The organism is Nonomuraea sp. NEAU-A123, assembly GCF_018603905.1.
Taxonomy (GTDB): domain Bacteria; phylum Actinomycetota; class Actinomycetes; order Streptosporangiales; family Streptosporangiaceae; genus Nonomuraea.
In genome coordinates, this window is the sequence record NZ_JAHFZZ010000012.1 from 105,134 (window position 1) to 122,650 (window position 17,517).

The window sequence follows — 17,517 nt, forward strand, 5'->3', positions numbered from 1 at the left end:
CGGAATTCTACGCGGAGTCAGGCGTCGACCACGACGTCTTCGCGGCTTTGCCGGGCAAAGCCTGCTCGCCGGGGTCGAACAGAATCCAGCCTAGGTCGAGGAGACGCGTGTGGCGGCCAGAGCGAACTAAAGGTTGCCCCTGCGCTCCTGCTCCCGCTCGATCGCCTCGAACAGCGCCTTGAAGTTGCCCTTGCCGAACCCGAGCGAGCCGTGCCGCTCGATGAGCTCGAAGAAGACCGTGGGCCGGTCCTGCACCGGCTTGGTGAAGATCTGCAGCAGGTAACCGTCCTCGTCCCGGTCGACCAGGATCCCGCGCTTCTTCAGCTCCTCGATCGGCGCCCTGACCTGCCCGATGCGGGCCCGCAGCTCGGCGTCGTCGTAGTAGGAGTCGGGTGCGTCGAGGAAGCTCACGCCGGCCGCGCGCATGTGGTCGACCGTGGTCAGGATGTCGTTGGTGGCCAGCGCGACGTGCTGCACGCCCGGCCCGCGGTAGAACTCCAGATACTCGTCGATCTGCGACTTCCTGCGGCTAACGGCCGGCTCGTTCAGCGGGAACTTGACCTTGCGGGTCCCGTCGGCCACGACCTTGGACATCAGCGCCGAATACTCGGTGGCGATGTCGTCGCCGACGAACTCCGCCATGTTGGTGAAGCCCATCACGTTCTTGTAGAACTCCACCCACTCGTCCATCCGGCCCAGCTCGACGTTGCCCACACAGTGGTCGATGGCCTGGAACAGCCGCCCGGTCCTGGTCGCGGGCGGGGCGACGAGCGGCTCGGCGGGCACGTAGCCGGGCAGGTAGGCGCCGCTGTAGTTGGACCTGTCGACGAGCGTGTGCCGCGTCTCGCCGTAGGTGGCGATCGTCGCGAGCACCACCTTGCCCCGCTCGTCCTCCAGCGTGTACGGCTCCGCCAGCCCGAGGGCCCCCTGCTCGACGGCGTGCCGGTAGGCGCCCTCCACGTCCGGCACCTCGATGGCCAGGTCGATCACCCCGTCACCGTGCTCGGCGACGTGCCTGGCCAGGTCGGTCCCGGGCCGGACCGAGGCCCTGAACTCGAACCTGGCGCCTCCCGAGGTCAGCACGTAGCCCACCTCGTCGCGGCTGCCGTTCTCCGGCCCGCGATAGGCCACCAACCGCATGCCGAACGCGGTCGAGTAGTAGTGAGCCGCCTGCCTGGCGTTGCCCACGGCGAACACCACGGCGTCCATCCCGTTAACCGGAAAAACATCACTCATAGCACCAATACTCGAATTTTATAGACGAGTTGTGCAACAGCCGCTTTGTAGACTGGACAATCTGCATAGTCTTTACGGCGAATGATCGGGAGATCTGTACACCATGACGATCGACCAACTGGACGCCCGGCTGATCGCGCTGCTGGCCGCCGAGCCGCGCCTGGGCGTGTTGGAGTGCTCGCGCCGGCTCGGCGTGGCCCGCGGCACCGTGCAGGCCCGGCTCGACCGGCTGATCGACAGAGGGGTGATCACCGGGTTCGGGCCCGACGTGTCGCCCGAGGCGCTCGGCTATGACGTCACCGCGTTCGTGACGATGGAGATCAGGCAGGTCGCCGGGCACGACCCGGTGGCGCACCGGCTGGCCCACATTCCCGAGGTGCTGGAGGTCCACACGATCACGGGCGGCAGCGACCTGCTCTGCCGGGTGGTGGCCCGGACGAACGCCGATCTGCAGCGGGTGATCGATCGGATCGTCGAGGTTCAGGGTGTTCTCAGGACTTCGTCGATCATCGCCCTCGACACACCTGTTCCATACCGCGTATTGCCATTGGTGGCGAATGTTCCGCAGCGTGTTACGCGCTAGTCGTACTATCGCGGGAGGGGATGAGGCACCGGTATCGATCGCTTAGCCTTGACATTCTCCCAGCTAGCGGGGGTTTGGCCGGGCGTGATCGGGGGTTGTTGGTGCGGAGCGGTGGTGAAAAGGACATGGGGAAGCGGCGGATCCTTCGACGCCTTTTGATCGTCTTCGGCGCCGGGATCGTCTTGGCCATAGGCCTGTTCGCCGTCGCGTGGGCGATGACCCCGATCCCCGACAGCACGCAGAAAGAGGCCACGGCCCAGGGGTCGGTGATCTATTACCGCGACGGCAAGACCGTGCTCGCGAAGAAGGGCATCGACCGCAGGACCGTCCCGCTGGCCAAGGTGCCCCAGCACGTACGCGACGCGGTGATAGCGGCCGAGAACCGCTCGTTCTACGAGGACGGCGGCGTGTCCGTCAAGGGCACCGCGCGGGCCGTGTGGTCCACCGTCTCCGGGCAGCAGCTCCAGGGCGGCTCGACGATCACCCAGCAGCTGGTCCGCAACTACTACAGCGGCCTCAGCCAGGAGCGGTCCATCACCCGCAAGTTCAAGGAGATCATGATCTCCCTCAAGGTCGACCAGTCCAAGTCCAAGGACTGGGTCCTTGAGCAGTACCTCAACACGATCTACTTCGGCCGCGGCGCCAACGGTGCCCAGGCGGCCGCGCAGGCGTACTTCGGCAAGAACGTCGACAAGCTGAGCGTGGCCGAGGGCGCCTACCTGGCCGCGGTGATCCAGCAGCCCAGCCGCTTCGCCGACCCCAAGGGCGCCGACCTCGACGCCGCCAAGGCCCGCTGGCAGGCCGTGATCGACGCCATGCGCCAGACCGGCTCGCTCACCGCCGAGCAGGCCGCCGCCCAGACGTTCCCGGCGCTCAAGGCGCCGAAGCGGCCGTTCGAGCTCAAGGGCCAGGCCCAGTACATGCTCGACCAGGTCACCGCCGAGCTGAACCGGCGCGGCTACACCGACGAGGACATCAACGGCGGCGGGCTCAGGGTCGTCACGACGTTCGACAAGAAGCTCATGCAGGCGGCCGAGAGCGCGGTCAAGAGCGTGCTGCCCGAAGCGACGCCCAAGAAGGTGCGCACCGGGCTGGCCGCCGTCGATCCGGCCACCGGCGAGGTCGTCGCCTTCTACGGCGGCCGTCCCGACCGCTCCGAGTACGACAACGCCTTCTCGGCCAAGGTGATGGCCGGCTCCACCTTCAAGCCGTACACGCTGGCCGCCGCGCTCAACAACGGCTTCGACCTGTCCACCCGGGTCAACGGCAACTCGCCGATGCGCGTGGCCTCGGCCGCCACGCCCATCCCGAACGACAGCGACCGCTCGTACGGCGAGATCAACCTGATCAGCGCCACCCAGAACTCCGTCAACACCGCGTTCGTCGACCTCGGCCAGAAGGTCGGCCTGGACAAGGTGGCCGCCACCGCGGAGGCGGCCGGCATCCCGGAGGCGCAGCTCAAGCAGCACGAGTCGGCCGCCACGTTCCCGCTCGGCGTCGCCTCGGTGAGCGCCGTGCAGAACGCCTCCGGCTTCTCCACCTTCGCCAACGGCGGCGTCCACATGGAGGCGCACGTCGTGAAGTCGGTGACCCGCCCCAACCGCAAGAAGGACGTGGTCGATCCCACGTCGACCCAGGTGGTCAGCGAGCAGGCCGCCGCCGACACCACGTACGCCATGCAGCAGGTCGTCAAGTACGGCACGGGCACCGCGGCCAGGCTGTACGACCGCCCGGTGGCCGGCAAGACCGGCACCACGGACAGCTCCAAGGCGGTCTGGTTCAACGGCTTCACGCCGCAGCTCGCCGTCGCGGTCGACATGTTCCGCGACGACAACAAGCCGGTCGAGATCCCCGGCTACGGGGTGCAGTTCGGCGGGCAGTTGCCCGCCCAGGTCTGGCGGGCCTTCATGACCGAGGCCATGGCGAACAAGCCCGTCATGGAGTTCCCCGAGCCGTCCGACTACGGCTACGGCTCCGACTGGGGCCGTCCCGACCAGCAGCAGGACACGCCGCAGGAACCGCAGACGACCCAGCAACCCGACCCGTGGGCCACACCCACTCCCGACACCTCCGAGCCGTCGGTGACGGAGGCGCCCACCACGCAGGACCCCGGCACCCAGGATCCGCCGCAGCAGAACGACACCGGCCAGCCCACCGGCGACCCGGCCGTTCCCACGGCCGGGCCCGACCAGAACGACACCGGCAGCAGGTCACCGGTCGGCTAGCTCGGCCCGCAGCTCCTCAGGGGTGGTGACGGGCATCCGGCAGGTGAAGCCCCGGCACACGTACGCGGCAGGGGATCCGCCGACCGTCCCGCGGCCCTCCAGCAGCGCGGGGCCGCCCGGCGGCGTGCCCTCGCCGTCGCCCAGCGCGACGACCAGGCCGGGAACGTCCGCCAGCAGCGCCTCGCGGTGCAGCGCCCGCGTACGCGGGTCGGCCGGCGGCCCGACGACCGCCACCTCGACCGGACCGTCGAGCGCCGCCCGCGCCACGGCCAGCCCCCAGCCGGCGAACCTCGCGTGCCCGGTGGCCAGCACGGACACCGTGCCGAGCGCCGCGTAGGCGGCCTCACGGTGCCGCGCGGACCCGGTCAGCGCCGAGTAGGCGAGCAGCGCCCCGGCCGCCGCGTACTGGCCCGACGGGGTCGCGTTGTCGGTGGGATCCTGCGGTCGCTGGAACAGCCGTTCGGCGTCGTCGGCCGTGTCGTAGAACCCGCCCGCGTCGTCGCCGAACCGGTCGAGCACGGTGTCGATCAGCGAGCCCGCCAGCCGGTGCCAGCGCGTCTCGCCGGTCACGCCGTAGAGGGCGATCAGCCCCTCGGCCAGGTTCGCGTAGTCCTCCAGCACCCCGGCGTTGCGGCCGGCCCGCCCGTCGCGTGAGGTCCGCAGCAGCCTGCCGCCGTCCATGTGCACGTCGTCGAGCAGCTCCGCCGCCTGCCGGGCGGCGTCCACCAGGTCCGGCCGGTCGAACACCATGCCGGTCTCGGCCAGCGCGGCGATGGCCAGCCCGTTCCACGAGGCCACGACCTTGTCGTCACGTCCCGGGCGGACCCGCCGGGCCCGGTCGGCGAGCAGCCGGGCCCGGACGTCGTCGAACCGCGCGGCGTCGTCCGGGTCGGCGAGCAGCTGCAGCACCGACGTGCCGTGCTCGAACGTGCCCCGCACCTCGAAGAGCCGGGTGGCCCATTCCCCGTCGTCGTCGCCGAGCACCTCGCGTAGCTGTTCCGGTGTCCAGACGTAGAACCTGCCCTCCTCGCCCTCACTGTCGGCGTCGAGCGCCGAGGCGAAGCCGCCCTCCTCGGTGCGCATCTCGCGCTGCAGCCAGCCGGCCGTCTCCAGGGCGACCCGGCGGGCGAGGGGCTCCCGGCTCGCCTTCCACCAGTGCGTGTAGACGCGCAGCAGCAGCGCGTTGTCGTACAGCATCTTCTCGAAGTGCGGCACCACCCAGCCCGCGTCGACGCTGTAGCGGGCGAAACCGCCGCCGAGCTGGTCGTACATCCCGCCGCGCGCCATCGCGTCCAGCGTGCGGCCGCTCATCTCGCTCTCCCCGGAGCGCAGCAGGAACTCCAGCACCATCGACGGCGGGAACTTGGGCGCCCCGCCGAACCCGCCGCGCTCCTTGTCGAACGACTCGCGCAGATTCGCCACGGCCAGCGTCAGCGTCTCCTCTTCAGGCAGCGGCCCGCTGGGCAGCGTCGTGTGCGCGTTGAGCGCCTCGACCACCTTCGACCCCTGCTCCGTCACGGTCGCCCGGTCGCCGGTCCACGCGTCGTGCACGCCCCGGAGCAGCCGCTGGAACTGGGGCCGCGGGAAGTAGGTGCCGCAGTAGAACGGGTGACCCTCCGGCGTCGCGAACACCGTCATCGGCCAGCCGCCCTGGTGGATCATGGCCTGGGTGGCGGTCATGTAGACGGCGTCGACGTCGGGGCGTTCCTCGCGGTCCACCTTGATGTTGACGAAGTGCTCGTTCATCAGCCGCGCGGTGTCGGCGTCCTCGAAGCTCTCGTGCGCCATGACGTGACACCAGTGGCACGCCGAATAGCCCACGCTGATCAGCAGCGGCACATCGCGCCGCCGCGCCTCGGCGAAGGCCTCCTCGCCCCAAGGGTGCCAGTCGACGGGGTTGTCCGCGTGCTGCAGCAGATAGGGGCTTGTCGCATCCTTCAAGCGGTTCATCAGGTCCTCCCTTGTGCACTCTACGACCACGCCCGGCGGACACCGGGTGGGCGGCAACACGTGTGGTGGGGACGGCGGGGGCGTAGGTTACGGAGCGTGGATCTGGACTTCGTGTGCACGCATGCGGGGCGCCCCGCCGCCGCCCTCACCCGCAGGGACGTGGCACGCGCGCTGCTCGCCGTGCCCTCAGGGGTGGCGCTGGTGGCGCTGCCCGACCTGCGGCGCGCGTTGATGGCCGCGGGCAACCCGCTCTCGCTGGCGTTCTGGGAGTCGGCCCGGTCGACGCTCGGCATGATCGAGTCGGGCGCCGCCACGGTCGGCGACGTGCAGCGCTGGGTCGAGTCGACCGGCACCGAGCCGATGCTGATGACGCCCGGCTACTTCGTCTGGCCGGAGGAGGACGAGCGCGGGCCGGTGGCCGAGGAGATGTTCTCGCTGCTCGTGAGGTATCTGGAGGAACGCGTCAGCGCGGGCGAGATCGACCCCGACGCGCTGGTCGCGGGTGATCCGGGGGCCCGCAGGACGTACGAGGACCTGCAGGAACGCTGGCTGAGCACGCCGCAGCCCGACGGCCGGGTGCCCGGGTTCGCGGTCAGTGACGAGCAGGACGAGGAGCTGTTCGCCGCCTGGGACGAGGAGGAGGCGTTCGCGCTGGCCGAGCTGCGGCGGATCATCGCCGAGCTGCCCAAGCCGCCCGAGCTGCCCGCCGTCGAGCTGCGGCGGGCCGGGACACGGCTGCGCGAGTTGCTCGGCCTGCCCGGCTTTCCGGCCAACGTGCTGCGGGCCTGCGCCGGGCTCGACGACCGGCCGATGCCCGACGACGACGGTGAGCTCTGGCTGGCGGTGGCGGCCGGCATCGCCGGGCCCATCTCCGATCTGTCGGAGGCCGGAGACAGCCTGGAGGAGTTCGCGGACCTCGACGGCGACCTCAGCCACGAGGACTCCGTGCTGGCCAACCTCTGCGCCATCCAGCACGCCGACTGGCTGGCCGCGGTGGCGGCCCTGACCAGGCTCGGTCCCGGCGTGCTCGCCTCGCCCGAGCGGCTGGCCCGCCTCATCGCCGAGTCGGAGGACATCGACATCGACGACCAGGACGCCGACGACCTCGACGCCACCGAGCGCTTGTTCGTGCCGGTGGTGAGCCTGTGGGGCTACCTGGGCGTCGTCGACACCGACGACGTGCTCACCCCGCTGGGCTGGTGGGGGCTGCCGAAGGCGCTCGAACGCGCCTGGTCACCCTCCGACTGAATCGTCGACCAGGTCTTTGTACGGGGGATGGCGCTCGATGTACTTGGCGACGTAGGGGCACAGCGGCACCACTCGCAGGCCGGTGTCCCTGCTCGCGTCGAGCGCGTGCCCGACCAGCTTGCCCGCCAGGCCCTGGCCCTCGTATTCGGGCAGCACCTCGGTGTGCGTGAAGACGATCTTCGTGGGCAGCAACCGGTAGTCGGCGAACCCGGCGACCGTGCCGTCCACGAAGATCTCGAACCGGCTCTGCTCGGTGTTGTCGACTATTTCGACCGGCATCTATTCGGCCTTCTTGTCGTCGATGTCGGTCGCCCGGGGTACCTGGATCTTCGACATCTGCTTGTTCATCGATTTGATCAGGATGTACAGGGCGACCCCGATGAGGGCGACGACGATGAAGCCGAGCAGGCCCGGACTAACATCACCGGCTACGAGAACTGTCACCCTCCCAGTCTGCCACTGAGGGGTCATGGTCAGGTCAGTGGTGGGCGGGCTCTTCGGCGTGGATGCCCGCGAACAGATCGTCCTCCGGCAGCTCGGTGTCGACCAGCGAGCGCGCCAGGTGGTAGTCCTCGGTCGGCCAGATCTCGCGCTGGAGGTCGATCGGGCAGACGAACCAGAAGCCGTCGGGGTCCACCTGGGTGGCGTGCGCGAGCAGCGCCTCGTCCCGCAGCTCGAAGTAGTCGCCGCAGGGCACCCGGGTCGTCACCGGCCACTTGGCGGGCCGGTCCTCCCAGCGGGAGATCCAGTCGGAGTAGGGGGAGCCCATGCCGCGCGAGGTCATCGCCTCGTGCAGCGCCTCGAACCGCTCCTTGGTGAAGCCCATCTGGTAGTAAAGCTTCAGCGGCTGCCACGGGTCGCCCGTGCCCGGGTAGCGGTCGGGGTCGCCGGCCGCCTCGAACGCCTCCACGGAGACCTTGTTCGTCATGATGTGGTCGGGGTGCGGGTAGCCGCCGTCGTCGTCGTACGTCAGGATGACGTGCGGCCTGAACGCGCGCACCGCGGCGACAAGAGGCGCGGAGGCGTCTTCGAGCTTCTGCAGCGCGAAGCAGCCCTCGGGCAGCTCCTCCTCCTCGCTCTCCGGCAGCCCGGAGTCGACGAAGCCCATGAACTCCTGCCGGACGCCGAGGATCTCGCGCGCGCGGGCCATCTCGGCCCTGCGGACCTCGCCGATGTTGTCGACGATCTCCGGCCGGTCCATCTTGGGGTTGAGCACCGAGCCGCGTTCACCGCCGGTGAGCGTACAGACCAGGACTTCCACGCCTTCCCGGACGTAGCGCGCCATCGTGGCGGCGCCCTTGCTCGACTCGTCGTCAGGATGGGCGTGGACGGCCATCAGCCTCAACGGTGCACTCACGGGCTCGATGTCTCCTCAGTTGGACCGATCACTTGCCCAGACAGGTTAGGTTCTGCTGGGCGGTCGCGAGGGCGTGACCCCCGCGGGCGACAATTGTCTCGGATAACGCTGAGGGAGTGCAGGGAGATTCCACCATGGCCACCGAAGATGTCGAGAACCGTCCAGTTCTCGGCACACCCGACGACTTCCCCGACCGTCCCGAGCGACGGGGCCGTTTCGTCGTGCACGTCGTCATCGGCGTGCTGGTGGCCATCATCGCAGGTGGCTGGGGCTACGTGATGTGGTCGATGACCGGCGGCAACACCGGGGCCGTCCCCCAAGTGGTGTCGTTCGACGTCGGCCGTCCCAACGAGGCCGAGATCACCTTCGAGGTGAGCAAGCCGGACGACCGGGTGGCCATATGTCGTATCAGGGCCACCGATGTCAACCACGCAGAAGTGGGCAGCAGGGAAGTAAGAATTCCGGCTGGTGGGGGTAGTAAGCAGCTCAAAGAGCGCTTGGACACGAGTGCCCAGGCAGCATCCGTCCACATCCAGTACTGCAATCTCGTATAATGAGACGTTTGAGGAAGCGTTCGAGCTGTTGAGTTGTTAGCCTTTCGCAATTCAACCGTACGCAACCTCGAGTGATCTCAGGGCCCCCTAGGCAAGCAAGGAGAACCCGTGGCCGACTCTCGCGATGAGAACGTCACATGGCTGACGCAGGAGGCGTACGACCGTCTCAAGGCGGAGTACGAATACCTCTCGGGCCCAGGGCGCGTCGACATCGCCAAGAAGATCGAGGCCGCCCGTGAGGAAGGTGACCTGAAGGAGAACGGCGGCTATCACGCGGCCAAGGATGAGCAGGGCAAGATGGAGGCCCGCATCTTCCACCTCCGGCAGATCATCGACAGCGCCAAGGTGGGAGAGGCACCGAAGACCGAAGGGGTCGTCGGCCCCGGCATGACCGTGACGATCCGGTTCGTCCGTGACGACGACGAGGTGACCTTCCTGCTCGCGTCCCGGGAGGAGAGCGGCGCTCCGATCGACGTGTATTCGCCGAAATCGCCCCTTGGGGCGGCGATCAATGGTAAGAAGATCGGCGAGAAGGCGACCTATTCCATGCCCAACGGTCGCCAGAACACCGTCGAGATCCTCGAGGCCGTTCCGTACATCGGCAACTGACTTCAGAAGAGACGACCCGCCGGGCCAACGTCGGCCCGGCGGATTTTTCGCGTTCCTCCGGTATTCGGCAGGACCTCAGCTTCCTCGTGCGCTCCAGGAAGCGGCGTGACCACCACAAGCTGGTCCCGTTCATCGTGGTGTCGCTCGTCGCGGTGCTGACCGCCGACCTGATGCTGCTCGTGCAGGCGAGCGAACGGCAGACGGTCGGCCAGCAGCCCGCGGCCGCCGTACGCCAGCACCGCCCCGAGCCCCAGAAGACCCTGGCGGCCGAGGAGGGCAAGACCGCGCAGCCGGTGAAGCCGCTGGGCCAATTACACAAGCCCAACCTCTTCGTGGTCACCCGCAAACCGTTGACCAACGAGCTGCTGCGCAAGGTCGCGCGGGTGAGCGGGGTGACCGCGCTGGAGCTGGCCGACGCGGCCTCGATCACGCTCGACGGCAAGCGGGTGCAGACCCTGGCGGTCGACCCCTCGACCTTCCGCGCCTACACGCCCAAGGTGACGGCGGCCTCCGACGCGCTGTGGAACAACGTGGCGGCCGGTGACGTGGCAGTCTCGTTCGTGCTCGGCAGCGACGGCGGGCTGAGCCTGCACAGCCGGGTGAGCGGGCCCGCCGGACCGCTGCGCATCGGGGCCTACGCCACGACCGGCTTCGGGGCGGTCGACGCCGTCGTCTCCCGAGAGGTCGGGCGTAGGCTCGGCCTGCCGCGCGACAACGCGCTGATCGTGAGCGCGCCGAAGACGAACTCCGACAAGCTGCGCAAGGCCCTGCTCAAGGTGCTGGGCAAGGGCACGCAGGTGGCCATGGTCAACCCGGTGCTGCCCCCGGCGCAGGCCAAGGTCCGCACCTATGCGGCCGGCTCGTTCATGAGCGGCGAGCAGATCACCGTCGCGCTCAGGGCCGCCGCCTCCAAGCTGGGCAGGCCGTACGTGTGGGGCGCGGAAGGCCCTGACACCTTCGACTGCTCGGGCCTGGTCCAGTGGGCCTTCGCGCAGGCGGGGGTGCGCATGCCACGGGTGACGCACCAGCAGTGGCTGGCCGGGCCGCAGGTGCCGCTCTCCCAGATCCAGCCGGGTGACCTGCTGTTCTGGCGCATCGACCCGACCAATCCCGGCTACATCTCGCATGTGGCGATCTACTGGGGCGACGGCAAGATGGTGGTGGCCCCGCGCACCGGCGACGTGGTCAAGATCGCCCCCATCAGCACCCGGAACCTCGCCGGAATCGTCAGGGTCAGCCCGACGCTCGCCGCGCGCGTTCGCTGACAGCAGTTTCCTCGCGAAAGAGACGGTCCTTCGGCGCGTGCTTTTTCCGCGCAACCGTGTAATTGTGATTACATGGCAACTGATGAAGCAACGGCTCAGATCAAGGGCTGGTTCACCGGGCGGCTGCCCGAGGGATGGTTCACCGGGGCGCCGGAGATCGTCAGGGACCGCGAGGAGATCGCGGTGCTTGGCACGCTGCCGGAGCCTGATTTCGAGGGATCGGATACCGAGAAGGCGGCCCTGATCGAGGGGCTCATCGGGCGGTTCAGGGAAGAGACGCGCGAGCGCCGCATCGAGATCGCCAAGGAGGCCGAACGGCGATTCGGGCAGAAGATCTCCTGGGGCATCGTCTGCGGTGACGCGACTGTGATGTTCACCACTCTTTCCGTGCCCGTCATGACGCGTCTACGGCAGCAGGAACGCCAGGTGCTCGACACGCTCGTCGCCGCGGGCGTGGCCCGGAGCCGCAGCGACGCGCTGGCCTGGTGCGTACGACTCGTCGGAAAGAACACCGACACCTGGCTGTCCGAATTGCGAGACGCGTTGCAACACGTCGACCGAGTTCGCTCCGCGGGGCCGGACGTCAATTCCTGAGAGTACGCAGGAGAAACTCGGCAGCGAATGGACTAAACCTCTTGCGAAATTGGTTTAGACCAGCCGCATTGGCCGGGACGGTGGGCGAGTCGATTTCTTTTGAAACCGCTTCTCCGGGGTAGGCTCCCCCAATCATCGAGGCCGCAGCCTGCGGCGACGGCGGAATCCAGGCATAGGTCTATGCCAATTGGCTTTTCGCCGCCGTCGTCGTCAATGATGTTTGGGCCTGAAGAGTGGAGGAGCCGTAGCCGTGTCCGTTTCCGTGGAAGTACCCGCCCCGACGAGCAATGCCGAATTGGTCGCCTGGGTGAACCAGATCGCCGCATTGACCCAGCCCGACCGGATCGAGTGGTGCGATGGCTCGGAGGAGGAGTGGACGCGCCTGACCAACCTGCTCGTCGAGCAGGGCACGTTCACGCGCCTGGCCCAGCGGCCCAACAGCTTCTACGCCAAGTCCGACCCGAGCGACGTGGCCAGGGTCGAGGACCGTACGTTCATCTGCTCCGAGCGCGAAGAGGACGCCGGGCCGACGAACAACTGGGTCGCGCCCGCCGAGATGCGCCAGACGTTCGGCGAGCTGTTCAAGGGCAGCATGCGCGGCCGGACCATGTACGTCGTGCCGTTCTGCATGGGCCCGCTGGGCGGCGAGATCTCCCAGCTCGGCGTCGAGATCACCGACTCGGCGTACGTGGCCGTGTCGATGCGGGTCATGACGCGGATGGGGGAGCGGGCGCTGCGGCTGATCGAGGAGCGCGCCGAGTTCGTCAAGTGCGTCCACTCCGTCGGCGCGCCGCTGGCGGCCGGCCAGGACGACGTGCCGTGGCCGTGCAGCACGACCAAGTACATCAGCCACTTCCCGGAGACCCGCGAGATCTGGTCCTACGGGTCCGGCTACGGCGGCAACGCGCTGCTCGGCAAGAAGTGCTACGCCCTGCGCATCGCCAGCGTCATGGCCCGCGACGAGGGCTGGCTGGCCGAGCACATGCTCATCCTCAAGCTGACCCCGCCCTCCGGCGAGACCCGCTACATCGCGGCCGCCTTCCCGAGCGCCTGCGGCAAGACCAACCTGGCCATGCTCCAGCCGACGATCCCCGGCTGGAAGGTCGAGACGGTCGGCGACGACATCGCCTGGATGCGGTTCGGCGACGACGGCCGCCTCTACGCCATCAACCCCGAGGCCGGCTTCTTCGGCGTCGCGCCCGGCACCGGCGAGGTCACCAACGCCAACGCGGTCAAGACGCTCTGGGGCAACAGCATCTTCACCAACGTCGCGCTGACCGACAACGGCGACGTGTGGTGGGAGGGGCTCACCGCCGAGCCCCCCGCGCACCTGACCGACTGGAAGGGCCGCTCCTGGACGCCGGAGTCCGCTGAGCCCGCCGCCCATCCGAACGCGCGCTTCACCACACCCGCCGCCCAGTGCCCGACCATCGCCCCCGAATGGCAGGACCCCAAGGGCGTGCCCATTTCGGCGATCCTGTTCGGCGGCCGCCGCGCCACCGCGGTGCCGCTGGTCACCGAATCGCTGAGCTGGGAGCACGGCGTCTTCCTCGGAGCCAACGTCGCCTCCGAGAAGACCGCCGCAGCCGAGGGCAAGGTCGGCGAGCTGCGCTACGACCCGTTCGCGATGCTGCCGTTCTGCGGCTACAACATGGGCGACTACTTCGCCCACTGGCTGGAGATCGGCCGCCGCAAGAACGCCAAGCTGCCGCGCATCTACTACGTGAACTGGTTCCGCAAGAACGCCGACGGCAAGTTCATCTGGCCCGGCTTCGGCGAGAACAGCCGCGTGCTCAAGTGGATCGTGGACCGGCTCAACGGCGAGGCCAAGGCCGTGCCCACCCCGATCGGCCTGCTGCCGGACAGGCTCGACGTGGAGGGCCTGGACCTGCCGGAAGAGGACCTGCGCACGCTGCTCTCGGTCGACCGCGAGGTGTGGCGGGAGGAGGCGGCGCTGATCCCGGCCCACTTCGACACGTTCGGCTCGCACCTGCCCAAGGAGCTGTGGGAGGAGTACAACGATCTGCTCGACCGCCTGAGCTGATCCACCGGCACCGACCGCGCCGGCCGTCTTCGTGACGGTCGGCGCGACCTCTTGCTCTGGTGTATCCAAACATCCTAGGTTTTGTCGGATGATGGTTGATGCGCACCAGCATTTCTGGAATGTCGACACCGGCTGGTACACCTGGCTGACCCCCGACCTCGGCCCGCTCTACCGCACCTACGCACCCGACGACCTGCGGCCGGAGCTCGACGTCACCGGCATCGAGGCCACGGTCCTGGTCCAGGCCGCCGACAGCTACGACGACACCGACGCCATGCTGGCCCAGGCCGAGGCGCACGACTTCATCGCCGCCGTCGTCGGCTGGGTGCCGCTGGACCGGCCGGCGGAGGCGGCGGAGGCCATCGGCCGCTACCGCAGACATCCGAAGTTTGCCGGTGTCCGCCACCTCATCCACGACGAACCCGACCCCGACTGGGTGGTCCAAGACAGCGTGCTGGAGTCACTCGGGCTGCTGGCCGAGGCCGGGCTGACGCTCGACGTGCCGTCGCTGCTGCCGCGGCACCTCGACCACGTGGTCACGCTCGCCGAGCGCCACCCGAGCCTGAAGATCGTCATCGACCACCTGTCCAAGCCGCGGATCAAGGACCACGAGTGGGAGCCGTGGGCCGCCCAGCTCACCCGGGCCGCCGCCTGCCCCAACGTGTACGCCAAGGTCTCGGGGCTGGTCACCGAGGCCGACCACCGGGCCTGGACCGTGGAGGACCTCAGGCCGTACGTCGAGCACGCGGTCGAGACGTTCGGGCCCGAGCGGCTGATGTACGGCAGCGACTGGCCCGTCGCGCTGCTGGCGGCCGACTACCGGACGGTGTGGGAGGTGGCCACGGCCCTGCTCGGCGGTACCGACAAGGATCGGGTATTTGGTGACACAGCTAGGTATTTCTACGGGTTTGACCGAGTTTAGCGACGGATACTCTCTGGACATGGGAGGACTTCGCTGTGTCGATGGGTCATACCTGACCGTCACGCCCATTCCGTGCACGGACAGCGTCGGCACGCCGTACGAGATCACTCTGGAGCTCCGCCGCGACGGCACGCCGTACGGGATCGTCGGCGAGAGGTGCGGCTGGCTGCTGGCGCGGCTGGCGCTCGGGGTGAGCCGGGCGCGCGAGGGGCAGGGCCCGGCCGGACCCGGCGAAGCGGGCAAGTGGCCGGATCCCGACGACAGATTCCCCGTGGGCGAGGGCGGCAGCGAGCTGTTCTCGTTCCAATATCGCGCGAGGTCCGGCGCGATGACCGGCGGGGAGCTACGCTGCCAGCTCAGGACGATCCCCATCTGGCTTCCGAACAAGCGTGAGTGGCGGGTGACCCGCAGGGCCTTCGTGGAAGCCTGGGGCTCCAGCGGAGTCGGGATGCGGGCGGTTCTGACATCGTCCGAGCTGGCCGCGTTCGTGCACGGACTGGTCGACGAGGTGGAGGACTGCCTCGGCGGCGGGGAAGGGCCCGGGAATCCGGTTGAGGGAGCAGGCTGGGGTGAAACGCGGTGATAATTGCCTGTTGGGTCATTCGACCATAGGCACGGCACCGATGGGGAGGACTCCGTGGGCCTGCGCGATCTGGTCTACCGGCTGTACGAGCACCGGCTGGAGACCAAGCTGTCGAAGGACAGCGTCCCCCGGCACGTCGGGGTCATCATCGACGGTAACCGGCGGTGGGCCCGGGCCATGGGGATGCGCGACGTGGCCAGCGGTCACCGTAAGGGTGCCGACAAGATAGCCGAGCTGGTCACCTGGTGCCGCGAGACCGGCGTCGAGGTGGTCACCATCTGGATGCTGTCCAACGACAACCTCAACCGGCCCAGCGAAGAGCTGGAGCCGCTGCTGCGCATCATCGAGGACGTGACGCGGGAGCTGGTGGAGGCGGGCTGGCGGATCAGCCCGGTCGGAGCGCTGGACCTGCTGCCCGACAGGACGGCGAATGTCCTGAAAAATGCAAAAGAAGTCACATCACACCGTCCCGGCCTGATTGTGAACGTTGCAGTTGGGTATGGAGGAAGGCGTGAGATTGCCGATGCGGTGCGCTCACTCCTCCAGGAGCACGCCAGCAAGGGTGCGAGCATCGAGGACCTCGTTGAGGTACTCGATGTCGAGCACATCGCGGAGCATCTCTACACTCGCGGCCAACCCGACCCGGACCTCCTCATCCGGACTTCAGGCGAGCAGCGCCTGTCGGGCTTCATGCTGTGGCAGAGCGCTCACTCCGAGTTCTACTTCCATGAGGCCTACTGGCCCGACTTCCGCAGGGTGGATTTCCTGCGGGCGCTGCGCGACTATGCCGCGAGACATCGACGTTACGGTTCCTGACGGGACATCTGGGTATCCAGGACGTAACGTGAGAAGTGTCCGGTCACAGACCGGCCACTCCGGAGAGGGCCCGCCCTTGCACCACTATCTGCCGCGGGGGGCCGGAATCCGGCGCCACCGGCATGTCGTGGTCGGGGACGCGGTTCCGGTCCGGTTCCCACCTCGTCTGCAGGGTGCCCGCTCGTATGGGCGCCCGGGGGAGAACGTGTGGCAGTGTCCTCGAGCAACCCTTCGACCAACCCGGCCAAGCGCACGTACGTGCTGGACACATCTGTCCTGCTAGCGGACCCGGCGGCCACGACCCGGTTCGCGGAGCACGACGTGGTCCTCCCAATCGTGGTGATCACCGAACTGGAGGGCAAGCGACACCACCCCGAACTCGGCTACTTCGCCAGGAAAGCCCTGCGCTACCTCGACGATCTGCGAGTTCAGTACGGCCGGCTGGACGAGCCGATGCCAACGGGAGAAGGCACGATCAGGGTTGAGCTCAACCACAGTGATCCATCCATCCTGCCCGTCGGATTCCGACTAGGTGACAACGACACCCGCATCCTGACGGTGGCGCGCTCGCTCGCCGCCGAAGGCTGCGATGTCGTGCTGGTCTCCAAGGACCTGCCCATGCGGGTCAAGGCCGCCTCCATCGGTCTGGCAGCCGAGGAGTACCGCGCCGAGCTGGTCGTCGAGTCGGGCTGGACCGGGATGGCCGAGGTCCAGGTGACCACGGAAGACGTGGGGACGCTCTTCGAGCACGGCACGGCTGATCTGGCGGAGGCCAGAGACCTGCCGACGCACACCGGCCTGCGGATGCTGTCGGCCAAGGGCTCGGCCCTCGGCCGGGTGCTGCCGGACAAGTCGGTACGCCTGGTGCGTGGGGACCGGGAGGTGTTCGGCCTGCACGGCCGGTCCGCGGAGCAGCGCATCGCGCTCGACCTGCTGATGGACCCGGAGATCGGGATCGTCTCGCTGGGCGGGCGCGCGGGCACCGGCAAGTCGGCGCTGGCACTCTGCGCGGGCCTGGAGGCCGTGCTGGAGCGCCGCCAGCACCGCAAGGTGGTCGTCTTCCGCCCGCTGTACGCCGTGGGCGGCCAGGAGCTCGGCTACCTGCCCGGCTCCGAGGGCGAGAAGATGGGGCCGTGGGCGCAGGCGGTCTTCGACACCCTGGGGGCGATCAGCTCTCCCGAGGTGATCGAGGAGGTGCTCGACCGCGGCATGCTGGAGGTGCTGCCGCTCACGCACATCCGCGGCCGCTCGCTGCACGACGCGTTCGTGATCGTGGACGAGGCCCAGTCACTGGAACGCGGGGTGCTGCTGACCGTGCTGAGCAGGATCGGCGCCAACTCCCGGGTGGTGCTCACCCACGACATCGCCCAGCGTGACAACCTGCGGGTCGGCAGGCACGACGGCGTGGTGGCGGTGGTGGAGAAGCTGAAGGGCCATCCGCTGTTCGCGCACGTCACGCTGACCAGGTCGGAGCGCTCCCCGATCGCCGCGCTGGTGACGGAGATGCTGGAGGACATCACCCTCTAGCTCG

Annotated in this window: 17 protein-coding genes; 12 read left to right on the forward strand and 5 right to left on the reverse strand. The window is 68.5% G+C overall.

The window, feature by feature from the left end:
* Positions 1-126: 126 nt before the first annotated feature.
* Positions 127-1,236: a 4-hydroxyphenylpyruvate dioxygenase gene (hppD, locus tag KLK06_RS33785; RefSeq protein WP_214639651.1), complete on the reverse strand. Its 1,110-nt coding sequence runs from the start codon at positions 1,234-1,236 to the stop codon at positions 127-129.
* Positions 1,237-1,339: 103 nt separating this feature from the next.
* On the opposite strand from hppD, the gene KLK06_RS33790 reads away from it, so the two are divergent.
* Both KLK06_RS33790 and KLK06_RS33795 read left to right on the forward strand, forming a co-directional pair.
* Positions 1,340-1,819, forward strand: coding sequence for an Lrp/AsnC family transcriptional regulator (locus KLK06_RS33790; protein ID WP_214639652.1), 480 nt, complete (start codon positions 1,340-1,342; stop codon positions 1,817-1,819).
* A gap of 125 nt (positions 1,820-1,944) precedes the next feature.
* The gene (locus tag KLK06_RS33795; protein WP_250906412.1) at positions 1,945-4,044 is read left to right on the forward strand and encodes a transglycosylase domain-containing protein; all 2,100 of its coding nucleotides are present in this window, start codon (positions 1,945-1,947) and stop codon (positions 4,042-4,044) included.
* On the opposite strand, the gene KLK06_RS33800 is transcribed toward KLK06_RS33795, so the two are convergent.
* Positions 4,030-5,994 carry a thioredoxin domain-containing protein gene (locus KLK06_RS33800; RefSeq protein ID WP_214639654.1) on the reverse strand — a complete coding sequence of 655 codons (1,965 nt, stop codon included), beginning with the start codon at positions 5,992-5,994 and terminating at the stop codon, positions 4,030-4,032. The two genes, KLK06_RS33795 and KLK06_RS33800, sit on opposite strands and share 15 nt — an antisense overlap.
* Positions 5,995-6,090: 96 nt before the next feature.
* Between KLK06_RS33800 and KLK06_RS33805 the strand changes: the two genes are divergently transcribed.
* Positions 6,091-7,242, forward strand: coding sequence for a hypothetical protein (locus KLK06_RS33805; protein ID WP_214639655.1), 1,152 nt, complete (start codon positions 6,091-6,093; stop codon positions 7,240-7,242).
* On the opposite strand, the gene KLK06_RS33810 is transcribed toward KLK06_RS33805, so the two are convergent.
* Genes KLK06_RS33810 through mca form a run of 3 tightly spaced genes read right to left on the reverse strand, consistent with a single transcriptional unit; the run spans position 7,228 to position 8,599 of the window.
* Positions 7,228-7,521: a GNAT family N-acetyltransferase gene (locus tag KLK06_RS33810; RefSeq protein ID WP_214639656.1), complete on the reverse strand. Its 294-nt coding sequence runs from the start codon at positions 7,519-7,521 to the stop codon at positions 7,228-7,230. The two genes, KLK06_RS33805 and KLK06_RS33810, sit on opposite strands and share 15 nt — an antisense overlap.
* Positions 7,522-7,686, reverse strand: a complete 165-nt coding sequence (locus tag KLK06_RS33815; RefSeq protein WP_250906521.1) for a hypothetical protein — start codon at positions 7,684-7,686, stop codon at positions 7,522-7,524.
* Positions 7,687-7,720: 34 nt separating this feature from the next.
* Positions 7,721-8,599 (reverse strand): mycothiol conjugate amidase Mca, encoded by an 879-nt coding sequence (gene mca / locus KLK06_RS33820; RefSeq protein WP_214639658.1) that lies wholly within the window; start codon positions 8,597-8,599, stop codon positions 7,721-7,723.
* A 134-nt stretch (positions 8,600-8,733) separates the two neighbouring features.
* Here mca and KLK06_RS33825 point away from each other — a divergent pair, with 134 nt between their 5' ends.
* The 9 genes from KLK06_RS33825 to KLK06_RS33865 all read left to right on the forward strand — a co-directional run bounded on the left by KLK06_RS33825 (position 8,734) and on the right by KLK06_RS33865 (position 17,513).
* On the forward strand, positions 8,734-9,153 hold the full coding sequence (locus tag KLK06_RS33825; protein ID WP_214639659.1) for a DUF4307 domain-containing protein: 420 nt from the start codon (positions 8,734-8,736) through the stop codon (positions 9,151-9,153).
* Between the two features lie 108 nt (positions 9,154-9,261).
* Positions 9,262-9,762: a transcription elongation factor GreA gene (gene greA / locus KLK06_RS33830; protein WP_214639660.1), complete on the forward strand. Its 501-nt coding sequence runs from the start codon at positions 9,262-9,264 to the stop codon at positions 9,760-9,762.
* 86 nt (positions 9,763-9,848) lie between these two features.
* Positions 9,849-11,027, forward strand: a complete 1,179-nt coding sequence (locus KLK06_RS62580; RefSeq protein ID WP_308168561.1) for a C40 family peptidase — start codon at positions 9,849-9,851, stop codon at positions 11,025-11,027.
* Positions 11,028-11,099: 72 nt separating this feature from the next.
* The gene (locus tag KLK06_RS33840) at positions 11,100-11,621 is read left to right on the forward strand and encodes a hypothetical protein (RefSeq protein ID WP_214639661.1); all 522 of its coding nucleotides are present in this window, start codon (positions 11,100-11,102) and stop codon (positions 11,619-11,621) included.
* A 250-nt stretch (positions 11,622-11,871) separates the two neighbouring features.
* Positions 11,872-13,665: a phosphoenolpyruvate carboxykinase (GTP) gene (locus KLK06_RS33845; RefSeq protein ID WP_214639662.1), complete on the forward strand. Its 1,794-nt coding sequence runs from the start codon at positions 11,872-11,874 to the stop codon at positions 13,663-13,665.
* An 88-nt stretch (positions 13,666-13,753) separates the two neighbouring features.
* Positions 13,754-14,587 (forward strand): amidohydrolase, encoded by an 834-nt coding sequence (locus KLK06_RS33850; protein WP_214639663.1) that lies wholly within the window; start codon positions 13,754-13,756, stop codon positions 14,585-14,587.
* 19 nt (positions 14,588-14,606) lie between these two features.
* Positions 14,607-15,170 carry a hypothetical protein gene (locus KLK06_RS33855; protein ID WP_214639664.1) on the forward strand — a complete coding sequence of 188 codons (564 nt, stop codon included), beginning with the start codon at positions 14,607-14,609 and terminating at the stop codon, positions 15,168-15,170.
* A gap of 54 nt (positions 15,171-15,224) precedes the next feature.
* Positions 15,225-15,986: an isoprenyl transferase gene (locus KLK06_RS33860; protein ID WP_214639665.1), complete on the forward strand. Its 762-nt coding sequence runs from the start codon at positions 15,225-15,227 to the stop codon at positions 15,984-15,986.
* A 207-nt stretch (positions 15,987-16,193) separates the two neighbouring features.
* Positions 16,194-17,513, forward strand: coding sequence for a PhoH family protein (locus KLK06_RS33865; protein ID WP_308168562.1), 1,320 nt, complete (start codon positions 16,194-16,196; stop codon positions 17,511-17,513).
* Positions 17,514-17,517 lie beyond the last annotated feature (4 nt).

Bases quoted from the DNA above. Each gene is read 5' to 3' on its own strand.
- hppD (WP_214639651.1), bottom strand. From the start codon at position 1,236: ATGAGTGATGTTTTTCCGGTTAACGGGATGGACGCCGTGGTGTTCGCC.
- KLK06_RS33790 (WP_214639652.1), top strand. From the start codon at position 1,340: ATGACGATCGACCAACTGGACGCCCGGCTGATCGCGCTGCTGGCCGCC.
- KLK06_RS33795 (WP_250906412.1), top strand. From the start codon at position 1,945: ATGGGGAAGCGGCGGATCCTTCGACGCCTTTTGATCGTCTTCGGCGCC.
- KLK06_RS33800 (WP_214639654.1), bottom strand. From the start codon at position 5,994: ATGAACCGCTTGAAGGATGCGACAAGCCCCTATCTGCTGCAGCACGCG.
- KLK06_RS33810 (WP_214639656.1), bottom strand. From the start codon at position 7,521: ATGCCGGTCGAAATAGTCGACAACACCGAGCAGAGCCGGTTCGAGATC.
- KLK06_RS33825 (WP_214639659.1), top strand. From the start codon at position 8,734: ATGGCCACCGAAGATGTCGAGAACCGTCCAGTTCTCGGCACACCCGAC.
- KLK06_RS33840 (WP_214639661.1), top strand. From the start codon at position 11,100: ATGGCAACTGATGAAGCAACGGCTCAGATCAAGGGCTGGTTCACCGGG.
- KLK06_RS33850 (WP_214639663.1), top strand. From the start codon at position 13,754: ATGATGGTTGATGCGCACCAGCATTTCTGGAATGTCGACACCGGCTGG.
- KLK06_RS33855 (WP_214639664.1), top strand. From the start codon at position 14,607: ATGGGAGGACTTCGCTGTGTCGATGGGTCATACCTGACCGTCACGCCC.